Source organism: Streptomyces sp. NPDC058663, from assembly GCF_042716745.1.
Taxonomy (GTDB): domain Bacteria; phylum Actinomycetota; class Actinomycetes; order Streptomycetales; family Streptomycetaceae; genus Streptomyces.
Map to the genome: position 1 here is coordinate 1 of NZ_JBHXRV010000092.1, position 16,601 is coordinate 16,601.

Consider the following 16,601-nt stretch of genomic DNA (forward strand, 5'->3'; position numbering starts at 1 on the left):
GGGGTGAGGGGGTAGGCGTTCTGGGTCCAGGTGATCCGGTTGACGAATGCGGCGTGGGTGTTCACGGCGCCCTTCGGGGCGCCGGTGGAGCCTGATGTGTAGAGGACATACGCCGCGTTGTGCGGGGTCACCGCGGTGACGGGGGCGGTGTCGGGGGCCTCCCGCAGCGCGGCCCGTTCGGCGTCGGTGTCGAGGTCGAGCAGGCGGGCCGCGGGCGGGGCCAGCGCGGCGGCCGCCTCCCGGGCCGGGGCGTGCGTGAGGATCAGCGGGACCCGGGATCCGGTGGCCATCGCGCGCAGCCGGCCGGCCGGGTAGTCCGGGTCCAGCGGCAGATACGCGGCGCCGGCCTTCAGCACCCCGACCAGGGCGACCACCAGCTCGACGGAGCGGTGCAGGCAGAGACCCACCACGTCCTCCACCCCCACCCCGGCTGCCCGCAGCCGGTGCGCGAGCCGGTTGGCCGCGGCGTCGAGCTCCCGGTAGGTCAGGCTGCGCCCGGACTCCTCGATGACGGCGACCGCGTCCGGAGTCGCGGCGGCCTGCCGGGCGATCTCCTCGTGCATCAGCCCCACCACCGGCTCCGGATCGGGTGAGGCGAACGAGGCCAGCAGGGCCTGCTCGGCCGCCCCGGTCAGCGGGTGCGCGCCCAGCACCGCCCCGGGATCGGCGGCGGCCGCCTCCAGCACCCGCAGCCAGCCGCCCGCCAGCCGCTCCATGGTGTCCGCGTCGAAGAGGTCCGCCGCGTACTCCAGCCGTCCCTCCAGCGACCCGTCGGCCCGCTCCCGCAGATGCAGCGCCACCTCGAACTGCGCCCGCCCACCGCCGGCCTGGAACTCCGCCACCCGCGCCCCGGGCAGCTCCCACCCACCGCGCGGGGTGTTGTCCAGCGCGAGCATCACCCGCACCAGATCACCGCCCGCGACCTGCGCGACCTTTTCGAACGGCACGTCCTGATGCGCCAGCGCAGCCAGCGTCACCTCCCGCGCCCTGCCCAGCATCTCGGTGAACGAGCCCCGCCCGGACGTGTCCAGCCGCAGCGCCACCGTGTTCACGAAGAACCCGACCACCTCCTCCAGCTCCGCCCGGGAGCGGCCCGCCACCGGCGTCGCCACCACCACGTCCGGCTGCCCGGCCCACCGGCCGACCACCGACGCGAACGACGCGAGAAGCCCCTGGAACACCGTCGCCCTGCCCGCCTCCGCGACCGCCTTCAGCCGGCCCGCCAGCACCGCGGGCACCTCTACCGCGACCTGCGCCGCCGGATACGACGATGCCGTCTCCGCCCGCGCCCGTACCGCCGGCAGCTCCAGCCCCGACGCCCCCGCCAGCGCCTCCTTCCAGAACGCCAGCCCCTCCTCCAGCACCGCATCCGACAGCTCTTCTCGCTGCCACACCGCGAAGTCCCCGTACTGCAACCCCGGCTCGCCCCACACCCCGGCCGGACCGCCGGCCCCAGCCGGATCCCCGCCCCCGGCCAGCGCCTCGTACAGGACACCCAGCTCCCGCAGGATCAGCCCCATCGACCAGCCGTCCACCACCGAGTGGTGCGCGACCAGGCCCACCGCCCACTCACCCTCGCCCAGCCGGCCCGCCAGCACCCGCACCAGCGGACCCGCCGCGAGATCGAACGGCTCCTCCACCACCGTCCCGAACCACTCCTCCACCGCGCCGGCAACCTCCACCACCGGCACCGGCACCGGCACCGCACCCGGCTCCGACACCACCTGCTGCAACGCCCCCTCCACCCACACCAGACGCGTCCGCAACGCCTCGTGCCGGGCCACCACCCCTGCCATCGCGGCCTCCAGCACCTCCACGTCCAGCACACCCGAGACCCGCAGGCCGCCCGCCACGTGGTACGCCGACCCCGCCCCCAGGCAATCCAGCAACCACAGCCGCTCCTGCCCGAACGACGCGGCGGAAGGGGCACCGGCCCCGCGGCGCGGGACCGGGACGACGGCCCGGCCGTCGGTGGCGCCTTCGCGGACCAGTTGCGCGAGCCGGACCACGGTGGTGTCGTCGAGCAGTGCGGTGAGCGGCACGTCCACCCGGTGCTCGGTCTCCAGGACCGAGCGGAGCCGGACGGCGCGCAGCGAGTCCAGGCCCTGGGCGACCAGCGGGAGAGTGGCGGAGATCCGGTCGGCGGAGACGCCGAGCACGGCGGACACCCGGTCGAGCACGAGGGCGCCCGAGGGGTCCTGCGCGAAGTGTGCGACGGCGCTGCCGTCGGCAGAGGCGCCGGAGCTGTTGGCGAGGGCCGTGAAATCGCCCGCGATGTAGCGTTCGCGGCTCTCCCGGCGGCGGATCTTGCCGCTGGAGGTGCGGGGCAGGGCGCCCATCTTCACGAGGACGATGTCGCGCAGGGACAGACCGTGTTCCAGGGTGACGGCGGAGCGTACGGCGGCCAGTACGGACTCGGCGTCCTCGTCGCGGAACGCGCGGCTGACCTCGTGCAGCAGGACCACGCTCTCGCCGTCTCCGTCGTCGAGGCCGAAGGCGGCGGCCCGGTTGGGGACGAGCAGTTCGTGGCTGAGCTCGGCGGTGTACTCGATGTCCTGCGGGTAGTGGTTGCGGCCCCGGATGACGATGAGGTCCTTGATACGGCCGGTGATGAACAGCTCGCCCCGGTGCCGGAAGCCGAGGTCGCCGGTGCGCAGGTAGGTGCGGCCGTCGGGCTCGGCGAGTTCGGCGGCGAAGGTGAACTCGGTCAGTTCGGGGCGGCGCCAGTAGCCCTTGGCCACCGAATCGCCGGTGACCCAGACCTCGCCGGTCGCGCCGTCGGCCGCGGGCAGCAGCGTCCCGGTGTCGACGACCTCGATCCGGTCCTCGCCCTGGATGTCGCCGCAGCCGATGAGGGTGGTGCCGGCGGCGCCCTCCTCGACGGGACGGGGGCCGTCCTCGGTGAGGGTCACGGCGAGCGGCTCGGGGCCGGGCTTGCCCCCGGTGACGAACAGGGTGGCTTCGGCGAGTCCGTAGCAGGGGTGGAAGGAGGAGCGGCGGAATCCGACGGGGCCGAAGACACGCTCGAAGTCGTCGAGGGTCTGGCGGCGGACGGGCTCGGCGCCGACCATGGCGTGCTGCCAGGTGCTGAGGTCGAGGCCGGCGATCTCCTCCTCCGTGACGCGGCGGACGCACTCGGCGTACGCGAAGTCGGGGGCGGCGCTCATGGTGCCGCCGTGCCTGCTGATCGCGTCGAGCCAGCGGAAGGGGCGGCGCAGGAAGGTCATGGGCGACATCAGGACGCAGGGGAAGCCGCTGTACAGGGGCTGGAGGATGCCACCGATGAGGCCCATGTCGTGGTACGGAGGCAGCCAGCTGACACCGACGCTGTCCAGGGTGGAACCGTTGGCGTGGGCGATGGTGCGGGAGTTCTCGATCAGGTTGCCGTGCCGCAGCATGACGCCCTTGGGCGAGCCGGTGGAGCCGGAGGTGTACTGGAGGAAGGCGAGGGCGTCGCCTCCGGGGGCGACCGGCGCCCAGACGTCGCAGGCGCCGCGGTCGACGGTGTCGGTGGCGGTCCAGGCCAGTTTCGAGAGGTCGCCGAGGGCGTCGCCCATGCCGGTGACGAGCTGGAGGGTGGAGTCGTCGGTGAGGGCGACGGTGGCCTGGGCGTCGACGACGATGTCCATCAGCCGGTCCAGGCCGCGGGCGCCGGACGGCGGGTAGACGGGGACGGCGGCGGTGCCCGAGTAGAGGCAGCCGAAGAAGCCGACGATGTACTCCTCGCCCGGCGGGTACAGGAGCAGGGCGCGGCCGCCGGCCGTGCCCTGCTCCTGCATGGCGGCGGCGGTGGCACGGGCCCGGGTGTCGAGTTCCCCGTAGGTGAGCCGGCGCTCCGTGGCGTCCTCGTCGAGCAGGATGTACGCGGTGGCCTCTGGGGTGGCCGCTGCTCGGGCACGCAGCAATTCGACGAGGTCGGCGGGACGGAACGACATGGTTCTCCTCCGGGTTCCGGGCGGGTGGGTTTCGCTGTGTCGCGGTGTGTCGCGGGCGGTGCCCGGCGGCGGGGATCTGGGGGGCGTCGGCGGTGGGGCGGTCAGGCCCCGGGGACGGCGGTCAGGGGTGGTCGATGAGCAGTTGGTACAGGCAGTCGGCACCGAAGCGCACGGCGTCGGCGGGGACCCGCTCGTTCGCGTCGTGCATGTTCTCCTGGTAGCGCGAGCCCGCCGGGAGCAGCATCGGGAGCCAGCCGTAGCAGTCCATGCCGAGGTTCGCGAAGAGCCGGGCGTCGGTGGAGGCGGGCGTGATCATGGGGACGGGGACGCCCTCGGGGTCGGCCGCGCGCAGGATCTCGGTGAGCCGCTCGTAGAAGGCGCCCATCGCGGGCTCGTTCTTCGGGTTGCGCGATCCTTCGAGCAGCAGCTCGATGCCGATCTCGTCACCGAGGGTGCCGGAGGCGCTGAACTCGTTGATGAGGGCGCGCAGTTCGGCGACGTAGTCCTCGACGTAGAACTCGCCGGGCAGGATCCGGCCGTCGATGTCCACGGTGATCTCCGAGGGGATCATGTTGATCTTCTCGGGGGTGCGGATGATGGTGGCGTTCGCGGTGTGCCGGATGGTCGAGTCGAGGTAGACGGCGTCCTCGGTGCTCATCAGGTCGTACGGGACGGTGACGCGCTCGCCCTTGCGCAGGGCGGCCAGTTCGCCGGCCAGTTCGTCGCCGACGACAGCGCCGAGGTCCTGGAGCATCCGGTCGAAGGCGGGGGTGATGTGGACGGGCAGCCGGCCGTCGCGCAGCGCGGTCAGCACCTCGGTGAGCTGGTGCACTGCCAGATGGGGCCAGCCCTGCCGGGAGGCGTGGCCGCCGCGGCCGCGCAGGGTCAGGCGCAGCCAGCAGGCCCGCTTCTCGGCGACGCCGACGGGGTGGAAGCGGCGGGCCGGATCCACGGTGAGGACCGCGCCGCCGTCCTCGCCGATGCAGTACGGGATGCCCTCGAAGAGTTCGGGGTGGTTGCTGGTGAGCCATCCTGCGCCGACGCGGCTGCCGTTCTCCTCGTCGGAGACGACGGCGAGCAGCACGTCTCCGGCCGGTGCCTGGCCGCGGGCCCGCAGGGTGAGCAGGGCGGAGATCATCATGGCCAGCCCGCCCTTCATGTCGATGGCGCCGCGGCCCCAGACCTCGCCGTCGATGAGGAGGGCCTCGAAGGGCGGATGGGTCCACTCCTGGCCGTCGGTGGGCACCACGTCGGAGTGTGCGTGGAGCAGCAGCGGCGGGGCTTCCCCGCGGCCCGGGATGCGGGCGACGAGGCTGGGCCGCTCGGGGTCGGGGCCCAGGAACTGCGAGGTGATCCCGGCCTCGGCGAGCAGCGCGGCGACGTACTCGGCGCAGGCCCGTTCCTCGCCGGGCGGGTTGACGCTGCGGAACCGGATGAGGTCGCGCAGGATCGGGATCGGGTCGACGGGCGCGGCGGCGGGGTCTGCGAGCGGCATGGCCGTCCTTTCGTACGAGGTCGGGGCGTGGGGCGGAGCAGGTCAGAGGAGCGTCGCGGCCCGGGCCCAGAGCTGGGCGGGGCTGCCCCACAGCAGGGCGTCGAGTGCCGCGCGCCGGAAGTAGAGCTGGCTGTCGGCGTCCTCGGTCATGCCGTGGGCGCCGTGCAGGTGCAGGCACTGGGCGGCGGCGTCGCGGACCAGTTCCGCGGCGAGCGCCAGGCTCTGGAGCACCGCCAGGTCGCAGCCGGGGCCGTGCGGGCCGCGGTCCAGGCCGCGGGCGGTCTCCTCCACGAGGGCGCGGACGGCGGTGATCCGGGCGGAGAGCGCGGCCAGCGTGAAGGCCACACTCTGGTGCCTGGCCAGCGGCTGGTCGAACTGGACGCGGCTCTTGGCCCGTTCGACGCCCAGCGCGAGGGCGCCCTGCGCCTGGCCGACGAGAGTGGCGGCGTGGCGTACCCGCAGGACGGCGAGTGCCCGGCGCCAGGCCGCCGCGGCCGGCGCGCCGGTGCCGACCGGCCGGCCCCCGTACAGCGGCACCCGGTGGAGGTCGACGGCGTGCAGGTCGCCGCGGCTGATGTCGTCGTGGCGGCGCAGGGTGACACCGGGATCGTCGGCCCGTACGAGGGCGAGCACCGTGCCCGGGTCGCCGTCGGCGGTGGCCGTGGTTTCCGTGCCGACGAGCAGGATCCAGTCGACGCCGTCCGCGAAGGCCACGAACCGCCGGCTGCCCGACACCCACGGCCCGTCCGGCCCGTGGCCGGTCGTCAGCGGCGACGGGTCGGACGGGTCGTCGGTGCCCTCGGCGCGGGTGGCGAGGGCGACGGTGCCGGCGCCGTCCGCGACCGCGTCGAGCAGGTCGGCGAAGGCGCTGTCGGTGTGCGCGTCCAGGGCGGTGATCAGCTCGGCGGCGGCGGCGGTGTCCGGGTACGGGCCCCGGTAGAGGGCCCGGCCCATCGCTTCGCCGAGCAGTACGAGGTCCCCCGGGGCCTGGGTGCCGTCCACGACCGCGTCGAACACGCCCGCCTCGGCAAGGGTCTCCCAAACGGCGGCGCGGGCCCGGGCCTGCTCCTCGTCGACCGGGCCGCCGCCGAGCGGGCGTTCGCCCATCCGGCGTACGGTCGGCGCGAGTTCACCGTCGAAGAGTTCCGCGAGCGCGGCCGGCAGGGCGGCTACGGAGGTCATGTGGAGGGTCCTCTCGGTGCTGGGGGTCGTCCGTCGCGGGAGGTCGTTCACGCGAGGAGGCTGTTCGTCGCGGGAGGCCGGTCACGCGAGGAGGTCGTTCCTCGCGAGAGGCAGTTCCTCGCGAGAGGCAGTTCACGAGGAGAGGTGGAGTCCGCTCGCGGCGATGATCTGGAGCATCACCTCGGAGGTTCCCGAGGCCAGCGTGTGCGCGGGGCTCTGCCGGTAGACCGCCTCCAGCCGTCCGAGATCCGGGGCCTCGCCGTCCCAGGTGCTCAACAGACCGTTCAGGCCGAGTACTTCGGCGCCGAGCCGGACCACCTCGTCGGAACACTGGGTGACGAACCACTTGGCGGCGGCCGAGGCGACCGGGTCGGGTTCCCCCGCCACCTGGGCCAGCACCATGCTCCAGGCGAGCGCACGGCCCGCCTTGAGCTGCGCGTCGAGTTCCACCAGCCGCTGCGCGTAGGCCGGTTCGGTGAACCGCCCGGTGCGCCGGGCGTCTTCGGCCACCGCGTCGAACCAGCGTCGCAGCTTGGCCTGGAAGTCCATGCCGGTGCGCTCCAGCAGCAGCATGTCGTTGATGGGCTGCCAGCCCTCGTCGACCTGGCCGACGATGTACTCGGCGGTCAGCCGCACGTCCTCGATGACGATCTCGTTGAAGCGTTCGTCGCCCATGCTCCACACCGGGCTGATCACCACCCCGGGTGAGCGCAGCGGCAGCAGGAAGAGGGTGATCCCGTGGTACTTGACGGGGCCGTCGTCGGTGCGGGCGGCGCACAGGGCCCACTCGGCGAACTGCGACTTCTGGTTGAAGATCTTCCGTCCCGACAGCCGCCAGCCGTCGCCGTCCCGGACGGCCCGGGTGCGCAGGGACGCCAGGTCGGAGCCGCTGTGCGGTTCGGTGAACAGGACGGTGGCGATCTCCTCGCCCGCCGCCAGCCGCGGCAGGTGCCTGGCGCGCTGTTCGGGCGTACCGGTTTCGAGCAGGAACTGGCCGACGGTGTCGATGCTCAGCACCCGCTGGTCCTCGGGCAGCCCGTGCAGGACCATCTCTTCCAGTACGATGCCGGCCTCGACGGGCGAGAGTCCCCGGCCGCCGTACTCCTTCGGCCAGGCGGGCGCGAGCCAGCCGCGTTCGCCCAGCATCCGGTACACGTCGATCAGGCCGCTCTCCTCGCGCGGGGCGTGGTCCTGGAGTGCGTCCACGGACTTGCGGACCTCGTCGGTGGCGAAGAACTCCCGTACGCCGCGGCGGAATGCCCGTTGCTCGTCGGAGAACCAGGTGTCGGCGAGGTCCGCACCGCTCAGGTCCGCCCGGTCCGGCGCCGGACCGCTCAGGACGGTGCCGCTCATGCCGTGGCTCCCCGGTGGGCCGCGGTGGCCCGGTCGAGGATCTCCTGCAGCACGTCAGCCACGGTGCCCACGTGCGGCGCGGCCACCACCTCGTAGTGGTCGCCCGGCACCTGCCTGTGGGTGAACCCGCCGGTGGTGCGCGACTCCCAGAAGCGGGCCCGGTCGGCGGCGCCTGGCGCCTCGGAAGTGAGGTGCGCCAGCGGTACGTCGATGGTCCCGGGCCGCCAGACGGCGCCGGCCCGGACGGTGGCGACGAAGGTCCGCATGCGCTCGGCGAGCTGCTCCGCGCTGCCCTCGGGGGCCAGCTCGGAGGTGGCGAGGGTACGTACGGCCACGGCGATCTGCTCCTCGTAGTCAAGGGTGTCGATGTCCAGGGCGGGCGCGGCGGCGGGGTCGGCCCCCCGCAGTCCGACCAGGTCCGCCACGTACAGGGCGATGGTCTGCGCGGTGCTCGGCGGCTCGGTCAGACCGGGCGGAACGTCGGTGTCCAGCAGGGCGACCAGGGCGACCTCGGCCCCTTGGAGCCGCAGTCGGCGGGCCGTCTCGAAGGCGACCGCGCCGCCGGTGGACCAGCCGCCGATGAGGTAGGGGCCCTGCGGGCGCGCGGCCCGGATCGTCGCGGCGTGCGCGTCGGCGAGGGCGGCCACCGGGTCCTCGGTGGCTCCGAGTTCGGGGGCCTGAAGGGCGTACAGCGGCTGGTCGGGGTGGAGCGAGGCGGCGAGCGGCACGTAGGGGGCGACGGAGCCGCCGCTGGGGTGGATGCAGAAGAGCGGGGTACGGTCCCCGCCGGCGGTGAGCAGGACGGGCTCGGCGGCGTCGGCATCGGTCGCGGTCGCGGCTGCGGGTTCACTCCCGGCCCCGGTCGCGGCTGCGGCTGCGGGTTCACTCCCGGCCCCGGTCACGGTCCCGGTCGCGGCTGCGGTTTCGCTCCCGGCCCCGGTCACGGTCCCGGCGGCGGCTGCGGTTGCGCTCCCGGTCACGGTCCCGGCGGCGGGCCCGCGCCCGGCGTCGACCAGTGCGGCCAGCTGCTCGACCGTGGCGTGGGTGAAGAGCTGCCGGAGCTGGACCTCGGCGCCGAGCACTTCGTGGATCTTGGCCAGCAGCTGGGTGGCCTGGAGCGAGTTGCCGCCGGCCATGAAGAAGTTGTCGTCGCGGGCGAAGTCGGAGCCCGGCAGCAGCCCGGCCCAGATCTCTGCGACGGCCCGCTCTGTCCCGGTGGCCGGGGCCTGCCGGTTCTTGCCGGCCCGCTGCTCCGGTTCGGGCAGCCGGGCCCGGTCGAGCTTGCCGTTGGGCGTCAGCGGCAGGGCGTCCAGCAGGACGAAGGAGCCGGGCAGCATGTACGGGGGCAGGTCGTCGGCCAGGTGCCCGCGCAGCGCGGCCGGTTCGGGCCGGGTGCCGGACTCGGGCACCACGTACGCCACCAGCTGGGGCCCGCCGGGCAGCGAGGTCAGCACGACCACCGCGGCCTGCCTGACCCCGGGGTGGCGGACCAGCACCTGCTCGATCTCGCTGGGCTCGATGCGCAGTCCCCGGATCTTCACCTGGGTGTCGGCGCGGCCGAAGAACTCCAGGTTGCCGTCCGAGCGGCGCAGCGCCAGGTCGCCGGTGCGGTACATGCGGCGGCCGCCGCCGGCGAACGGGTCGGGCAGGAAGCGGTCGGCGGTGGCGCCGGGCGAGCCCGCGTAACCACGGCTGAGGCCGAGTCCGCCGATCCACAGTTCGCCTGCCACGCCGAGCGGGACCGGCTCGCCGGAGGGGTCGAGGACGTAGGCGTACTGGTTGGGGAGCGGCCGGCCGATCGGCGGGCTCGCCGTGCCGTTCTGCGGGCCGCACAGGTGGTCCACGGAGGCGACGGTGGTCTCGGTGGGCCCGTAGCCGTTGTGGAAGGCGCGTCGGCCGCCGTCGCGCCAGCGGTCGACGAGGTCGCCGGGGAAGGACTCCAGGCCCACGAACATCTTGCGGAAGTCCGGGAGTCCGGCGGGGTCCAGGACGCCGAGGACCGAGGGCGGGATGTCGGCCGTGGTGACGCCCTCCTCACGCATCAGGGCGGTGAGGGCGGCCGGGTCGAGCAGGGTGCCGCGCGGGGCGCTCACCAGGGTGGCTCCGGACGCGAAGGCGCTGAAGATCTCGAAGACACTGACGTCGAAGGCCGGGTTGGCGAACTGGAGCATCCGGTCGTCGGGGCCGAGGCCGAACATCTCCACCGCAGCGGCGGTGAAGTTGACGGCGCTGCGGTGCTCGACGAGGACGCCCTTCGGCTTGCCCGTCGACCCCGAGGTGAAGATCACGTACGCGAGGGAACGCGGGTGCACGGCCACCTCGGGCCGGGTCTGCGGCCGGGCCGCGACGGCGTCCAGGAACTGCGGGTCGCGCCAGTCGAGCCGGGTCACCGTTTCGGGCAGAACGTCGCCCAGCGCGCCCTCGGTGACGACGATCGCGGCGCCCGCCCGCTCCAGCATGTACGCGAGCCTGTTGGTGGGGTGGACCGGATCGAGCGGCACGTACGCGCCGCCCGCCTTGAGGACGGCGAGCTGGGTGACCGCGAGGTCCGGGCCGCGCTCCAGCAGGATCCCGACCCGGGACTCCGGGCCGACGCCCAGGGCGCGCAGGTGGTGGGCCAGCTGGTTGGCGCGGCGGTCGAGTTCCCGGTAGCCGATGCCGCCGCCGCGGAAGCGGACGGCCGGCTGCTCGGGGAAGCGGTCGGCGCTGCGCTCGAAGAGCTGGTGCAGGGCGAGTCCGGAGCTCTCGTAGGCGGTGTCGGTGCGGTTCTCGCCGATGACCAGCCGCTCGCGCTCGGCCGGGTCCAGCAGCGGGATGTGGCCGAGGCGGACGCCCGGGTCGGCGACGACCGCTTCGAGGAGGCGGCCGTAGTGGCTGATCAGGCGGTCGATGCGGTCGCTGTCGAAGAGCTCGGTGGAGTACTCGATCCACACGTGGTAGCCCTCACCGGGTACCTCGGTGAGCTGGAAGGCCAGGTCGAAGCGGGCGGTGCCGACGATCAGCGGGACCTGCTCGATGCGCAGGCCGCCCAGGTCGTCCCCGTCGGCGCTCGCGTTCTGGAGGGTGAAGGAGATCTGGAAGAGCGGATTGCGGCCGGCCTCGCGCTCGGGCTGGAGCGCGTCCACCAGCTTCCCGAAGGGCACGTCCTGGTGCATCAGGCCGCCGACGACCGTCTCGTTCGTACGGGCGAGCAGCTCGCGGAAGGTGGGGTTGCCCGAGGTGTCGGTGCGCAGGACCAGTGTGTTGGCGAAGAAGCCGACGAGCGGCTCGATCTCCGGCTGGGTGCGGCCGTTGACCACGGAGCCGACGACGATGTCGTCCTGCCCGGTGTACCGGGCGAGCAGCGTCTGGAAGGCGGCGAGGGTCACGGTGAGCACGGTGACGCGCTCGGAACGGGCCAGCTCCACCAGCGCCTTCTGGAGGTGCGCGGGCAGTCGGCTCTCGCGTACCGAACCGGCGCCGGTGGGCTGCCTGGGCCGCGGCCGGTCGGTCGGGAAGTCGAGCACGGGCAGGTCGGCCAGGCGCCCGGTCCAGTAGTCGAGGCGGTCGCCGAAGGCGGCGTCCGCGAGCCTGCCGCGCTGCCACACCGCGTAGTCGGCGAACTGGACGGGCAGCGCAGGAAGCGGGTCGGGCAGCCCGCCGGCCTCGGCTGCGTACCGGACCATCACTTCGCGGGTGACGATCGCGGTGGACCAGCCGTCGGTGGCGATGTGGTGGATGTTGAGGAGGAGGACGTGCTCCTCGTCGGCGAGCCGGAACAGCTCGGCCCGCAGCACCGGTCCCGTGGCCAGGTCGAAGGGGCGGCCCGCGCTCTCCGCTATCAGCTCGGTGACGTGCTTCTCGCGTTCATCGTCGGGGAGTTCCCGCAGGTCGGTGGCGACGACGGCGACCGGCTGCGGTTCCTGGACGATCTGGTGGGGAAGGCCGTCCGCGCTCCCGTACCGGGTGCGCAGGATCTCGTGCCGCTCGACGACCCCGCTGAGCGCGCGGCCCAGCACCTCGGGGTCGAGCGGCCCGGTCAGCCGCAGGGCGAGCGGTGCGTTGTACGCGGCCGAGCCGGGGCTCCACTGGTCGAGGAACCAGAGCCGCTGCTGGGCGGCGGCCAATGGCAGGCTGCGGTCGCGGTCGGCCCGCTCGATGCGCTGCTCGGTCCTGCGGCTTTCCTGCAGCCGCTGCAGCGCCTGGCGGGCCCCACCGGTGCCGGGAGCGGACCCGGGGACCCGGGCTGCCCGCCGGGGCACCCGCTTGAGGTCACTCATGGTCCGCTCCCCCTGTTCCGGATCCGGCTTCGCTCTCTGCCGCGAGGACGACGGTCGTGGACAGGCCGGTGAGGGCCCGCCGTACCGGGTTCTCGGCACGGCCGTCCGCGATCAGCACGTCGCGGACCCCGCCGGCCAGCGCCTCACGGGCGGCGATGAGCTTGACGACCATGCCGCCGCCGACCCCGGGCGGGGTCCCCTCGGCGGGCAGTTCGTACCGGTCGAGTCGGCTGGTCTCGTCGTGCGGGTCGGCGAGCACGCCGGGGGCCGCTGTCAGGAAGACCAGCCGGTCGGCGCCCAGGGCGACCGCGAGGGCGGTGGCCGCCCGGTCGGCGTTGACATTGACCGGACGGCCGTCCTCGGCGAGGGCGGGCGGTGAGACCACCGGGGTGATCCCGGCGTCGAGGAGCACCTTGAGGGCGGCGGGATCGACCTCGTCGATCCGGCCGCTGTGGTCGTCGCGCACCAGCACGGTACGTCCGTCCACCCGGGCCCGGATGGCGTTCTTGCGGCGGGCCCGCAGCAGGCCGGCGTCGATGCCGGTCAGCCCGACCGCCGCGATGCCGTGCCCGGCCAGCTCGACCAGCAGGGCCGGCTTGACCTGGCCCGCCAGCGTCAGGGTCAGGACTTCGAGCGTCGCGTCGTCGGTGTAGCGCGAGGTGACACCGCTGCGCGAGGTGATGCTGCGCTGCGGCACACCGAGCCGCCCGGCGAGTTGTTCCAGTTCGGCCGAGCCGCCGTGCACCAGCACGACCCGCCCGCCCGCCTTGACCAGCGCGGCGACATCGGCGCAGACCCGGGCCGGATCCACGCCGGCGGCGCCGCCACACTTCACGACGGTCAGTCCGTCGGACCCTGCTGACACAGCTGTTCCCTTCTCTCGATGCTCCACAGGCCGCTCTTAGACCGGGTGCAGGCCGGTGAACCCGAGACCGAGGGTCTCCGGACGGCCGAAGCGGATGTTCATGCTCTGCACGGCGTTGCCGGCGCCGCCCTTGACGAGGTTGTCCAGCGCCGCGATGAGCACCGCGGTGCCGTCCTCGGGGTCGGTGGCGAAACCGATGTCGCAGAAGTTGGAGCCGTTGAGGATCTTCGGTTCGGGCAGCCGGTACAGGCCGCGCTTCTGCGCGACGATCCGGACGAAGGGCTCGTCGCCGTAGTAGCCGCGGTAGAGCTTGCGCAGCTCCCGCTCGCCGAGCGAGACCCCGGCGGCGGCCTCCACGCGGATCAGCACCTGGACGCCGCGCACCGCCTCCACCCCGGTGGCGCTCATTCGCGCGGTCAGCCCGGTCCCCTGGGCGACCTCGGCCTCGTGGCGGTGCCGCTGCGGCTTGAACACCCGCATGGCACCGCTGCGTTCGGCGTGCAGGTTCATGGCATCGGCGGTGATGCCGGAGCCGGACGAGCCGACCCGGCCGTCGATGGTCACGTCCTGCTGGATGAGCCCCTCGGCGGCCAGCGGGTACAGGGCCAGGGTGGCGGCGTTGGCCATGCAGCCGGGCATGGAGATGCGGTCGGCGCTCTGCAGTTCCTTGCGGTAGCGCTCGGGCCAGCCCGTGACGAAGGTGTCGAGCAGGTCGGGCCGGGTGTGCTCGCCGTAGTAGCGGGCGTACACCTCGGGGTCGCGGAGCCGGTAGCCGCCGCTGAGGTCGATGACGACCTGAGCCTTTTCGGTGAGTTCCGGTACGAGCTCCATCGCCACGGAGGGCGAGACGGCCGTGAAGAGCACGTCGAGTTCGGCGGTGTCCTCGGGTGCGCAGAAGAGCAGGTCGGTGCTGCCGCGCAGGTTGGGGTGGGCGGTGTCCACCCGTCGGCCCGCGAGCCTGCTCGACACCGCGCTGACGATGTCCACTTCGGGGTGGCCGAGCAGCAGCCGGAGCAGCTCCCCGCCGATGTAACCGGACGCGCCGTAGACGCCGGCACGGATCACAAGGGCCTCCAGGTCTGAATGACGGATGGATTCGGTCGAACGGTGGGAGCACGCCTGACCCCGGACGGATGTCCGGGGCGCCGCCGTACGGGTCCTACTCGCCCCAGTCCTCCTCGACCTCGGGGGCCAGCGCGAGCAGCAGGGGCTCGGCCGTGATCACTTCGAGCTCGCTCAGACAGCCGCCGCATTCGACGATCTCGCTCTGGCGAACAGCGTCGGGAACGGTGACGGTGCCTTCGCACTCCGGGCAGGTGGCAACCGCGGTGGCGGTGGTCATCCCAGTCCTCCTCGTGTCGACGGGCCGGGTCTTCTCTCCGGCTCCGGCACAAGCGTCGGTGGGGGACGGGGCACCGGGACAGTCGGGGGAATCCCCTACACCACCTGCGGCGAAGGACACCGGCCGGCGTAGGGGTACCTCCCGACTGTCGGCGGACGGGCCCCGCTGCGAGCCTCGGTAACGGGCTCGATCCGACGCCCCGCAACCCCATGCAACCGGAGGGCGAACCCGCCATGACTGACGCCGAATTCGACGAAGAGGTCTTTCTGTTCCCCGCGTCGTTCGGGCAGGAGCGGCTGTGGTTGCTGGATTGCCTGGGGGCGGGGTCGGCGTACCACGTGGCGGGCGGCCTGCGGGTCTCGGGTGTGCTGGACGTGGGGGTGCTGCAGGCGGCGGTGGCGGGTGTGGTGGCCCGGCACGAGTCGCTGCGGACGCGGTTCGCGTGGGTGGGGGGCGCGTTGCAGCAGGTGGTGGCGGAGCCGTCGGCCGTGGTGGTGGGGGTGCCCGTGGTGGAGGTGGCGGGGTCGTTGGACGAGTGGTTCGGGGCGGTGGTGGAGGAGCCGTTCGATCTCGCGGCGGGTCCGCTGGTGCGGGTGGTGGTGGGCCGGCTGGGTGAGGGTGAGTGGGCGGTGGGCCTGGTGGCGCATCACATGATCGTGGACGGGTGGTCGATGGGGGTGCTCCTGCGGGAGCTGGGTGTGCTGTACGGGGTGGCGGCGTCGGGCGGGGACGTCGCGGAGGTGTGGCCGGAGCTCGAGGTGCAGTACGGGGATTTCGCGGTGTGGCAGCGAGAAGAGCTGTCGGGTGAGGTGCTGGAGGAGGGGCTGGGGTTCTGGAAGGAGGCGCTGGCGGGGGCCTCGGGGCTGGAACTGCCGGCGGAGCGGCCCCGGACGGGCGGGGCTTCGTCGTACGCGGCGGGGCAGGTTGCTGTGGTGGTTCCCGCGGTGCTTGCGGGCCGGCTGAAGGCGGTCGCGGAGGCGGGCAGGGCGACGGTGTTCCAGGGGCTTCTCGCGTCGTTCGCGTCGGTGGTCGGCCGGTGGGCCGGGCAGCCGGACGTGGTGGTGGCGACGCCGGTGGCGGGGCGTTCGCGGGCGGAGCTGGAGGGGGTGGTGGGGTTCTTCGTGAACACGCTGGCCTTGCGGGTGGATACGTCCGGGGGATGTTCGTTCACCGAGCTGCTGGGGCGGGCGCGGGAGGTGACGCTGGGTGCACTGGCGCACCAGGACGTGCCGTTCGAGAGGGTCGCGCAGGTCGCGGGCAGTGATCTGGTGCGGGTGATGCTCGCGCTGGACAACACTCCGCGCATGGGCGGGGAGTTGCCTGGAGCGGTGGTGACGGAGTTCCAGGCCGGCGGTGGGAAAGCGCAGTTCGAGGCGGCGCTGCATCTGCGGGAGCGGGCCGACGGGTCGCTGGAGGGACGGCTGGAGTACGCGGCGGACCTCTTCGACGCGGACGGCATGGAGCGGCTGGCGGGTGCCTGGCTGCGGGTGCTGGAGGCGGCCGTGGCCGCTCCGGAGATGCCGGTGGCTTCACATGCGTTGTCGGGCGGGGCCGAGCGGGAGCTGATCGCTTCGTTCTCCTGCCCGGACCCGGAGGCGGTGACGGGGCTGATGCACGAGGAGATCGCCCGGCAGGCCGCCGCGACTCCGGACGCGATGGCGGTGGCCGGTGAGGACGGCACGGGTCTGACCTATGCGGAACTGGACGCGGAGGCGAACCGGCTGGCGAACTTCCTGCGTGCGGCGGGTGTCGGCGTCGAGGACGTGGTGGGGGTCTGCCTGCACCGCTCGACCGATCTCGTCGTGGCCCTGGTCGGGGTGCTGAAGGCCGGCGCCGCGTACCTGCCGCTGGACCCAGACTACCCGGCCGGCCGGCTGCGGGCGATGGCCACCGGATCCCGGGTGCCTGTGGTCCTCACCCACGACGCGGCCCTGGACGCCACGACGGGCATCGGCCTGAGCGCCGGGGTGCGGATCGTGAACCTGGACGCGGACCGGGCAGCCGTCGAGGCCTTCCCGCGCACCGACCCGCGCGTCCCTCTCACTCCCGCCAACGCGGCGTATGTCCTCTACACGTCAGGCTCCACCGGCGCCCCGAAGGGCGCCGTGAACACCCACGCCGCATTCGTCAACCGGATCACCTGGACCCAGAACGCCTACCCCCTCACCCC

General features: G+C 73.4%; 9 protein-coding genes. 1 reads left to right on the forward strand and 8 read right to left on the reverse strand.

The window, feature by feature from the left end:
• The 8 genes from ACFWVV_RS36990 to ACFWVV_RS37025 form a co-directional block, all read right to left on the reverse strand.
• Nucleotides 1–3,935, reverse strand: a 3,935-nt coding sequence (locus ACFWVV_RS36990) for an AMP-binding protein (RefSeq protein WP_384358844.1), incomplete at its 3' end; no start/stop codon positions are given.
• Nucleotides 3,936–4,056: 121 nt separating this feature from the next.
• Nucleotides 4,057–5,430 carry a M20/M25/M40 family metallo-hydrolase gene (locus ACFWVV_RS36995; RefSeq protein ID WP_384358842.1) on the reverse strand — a complete coding sequence of 458 codons (1,374 nt, stop codon included), beginning with the start codon at nt 5,428–5,430 and terminating at the stop codon, nt 4,057–4,059.
• A gap of 42 nt (nt 5,431–5,472) precedes the next feature.
• Nucleotides 5,473–6,612, reverse strand: a complete 1,140-nt coding sequence (locus ACFWVV_RS37000) for an acyl-CoA dehydrogenase (protein WP_384358840.1) — start codon at nt 6,610–6,612, stop codon at nt 5,473–5,475.
• 132 nt (nt 6,613–6,744) lie between these two features.
• Nucleotides 6,745–7,965: an acyl-CoA dehydrogenase family protein gene (locus ACFWVV_RS37005; RefSeq protein WP_384358838.1), complete on the reverse strand. Its 1,221-nt coding sequence runs from the start codon at nt 7,963–7,965 to the stop codon at nt 6,745–6,747.
• On the reverse strand, nt 7,962–12,224 hold the full coding sequence (locus tag ACFWVV_RS37010) for an amino acid adenylation domain-containing protein (RefSeq protein ID WP_384358836.1): 4,263 nt from the start codon (nt 12,222–12,224) through the stop codon (nt 7,962–7,964). The genes ACFWVV_RS37005 and ACFWVV_RS37010 overlap by 4 nt, the downstream gene beginning before the upstream one ends.
• Nucleotides 12,217–13,089, reverse strand: a complete 873-nt coding sequence (locus ACFWVV_RS37015) for a [LysW]-aminoadipate kinase (protein WP_384358834.1) — start codon at nt 13,087–13,089, stop codon at nt 12,217–12,219. The genes ACFWVV_RS37010 and ACFWVV_RS37015 overlap by 8 nt, the downstream gene beginning before the upstream one ends.
• A gap of 36 nt (nt 13,090–13,125) precedes the next feature.
• Nucleotides 13,126–14,154, reverse strand: coding sequence for an N-acetyl-gamma-glutamyl-phosphate reductase (gene argC / locus ACFWVV_RS37020; RefSeq protein WP_384358832.1), 1,029 nt, complete (start codon nt 14,152–14,154; stop codon nt 13,126–13,128).
• A 94-nt stretch (nt 14,155–14,248) separates the two neighbouring features.
• Nucleotides 14,249–14,431 (reverse strand): lysine biosynthesis protein LysW, encoded by a 183-nt coding sequence (locus ACFWVV_RS37025; protein WP_384358830.1) that lies wholly within the window; start codon nt 14,429–14,431, stop codon nt 14,249–14,251.
• Between the two features lie 233 nt (nt 14,432–14,664).
• Here ACFWVV_RS37025 and ACFWVV_RS37030 point away from each other — a divergent pair.
• On the forward strand, nt 14,665–16,601 hold a 1,937-nt coding region (locus ACFWVV_RS37030; RefSeq protein ID WP_384422921.1), incomplete at its 3' end, for a condensation domain-containing protein.

Bases quoted from the DNA above. Each gene is read 5' to 3' on its own strand.
- ACFWVV_RS37000 (WP_384358840.1), bottom strand. From the start codon at position 6,612: ATGACCTCCGTAGCCGCCCTGCCGGCCGCGCTCGCGGAACTCTTCGAC.
- ACFWVV_RS37005 (WP_384358838.1), bottom strand. From the start codon at position 7,965: ATGAGCGGCACCGTCCTGAGCGGTCCGGCGCCGGACCGGGCGGACCTG.
- ACFWVV_RS37010 (WP_384358836.1), bottom strand. From the start codon at position 12,224: ATGAGTGACCTCAAGCGGGTGCCCCGGCGGGCAGCCCGGGTCCCCGGG.
- ACFWVV_RS36995 (WP_384358842.1), bottom strand. From the start codon at position 5,430: ATGCCGCTCGCAGACCCCGCCGCCGCGCCCGTCGACCCGATCCCGATC.
- ACFWVV_RS37025 (WP_384358830.1), bottom strand. From the start codon at position 14,431: ATGACCACCGCCACCGCGGTTGCCACCTGCCCGGAGTGCGAAGGCACC.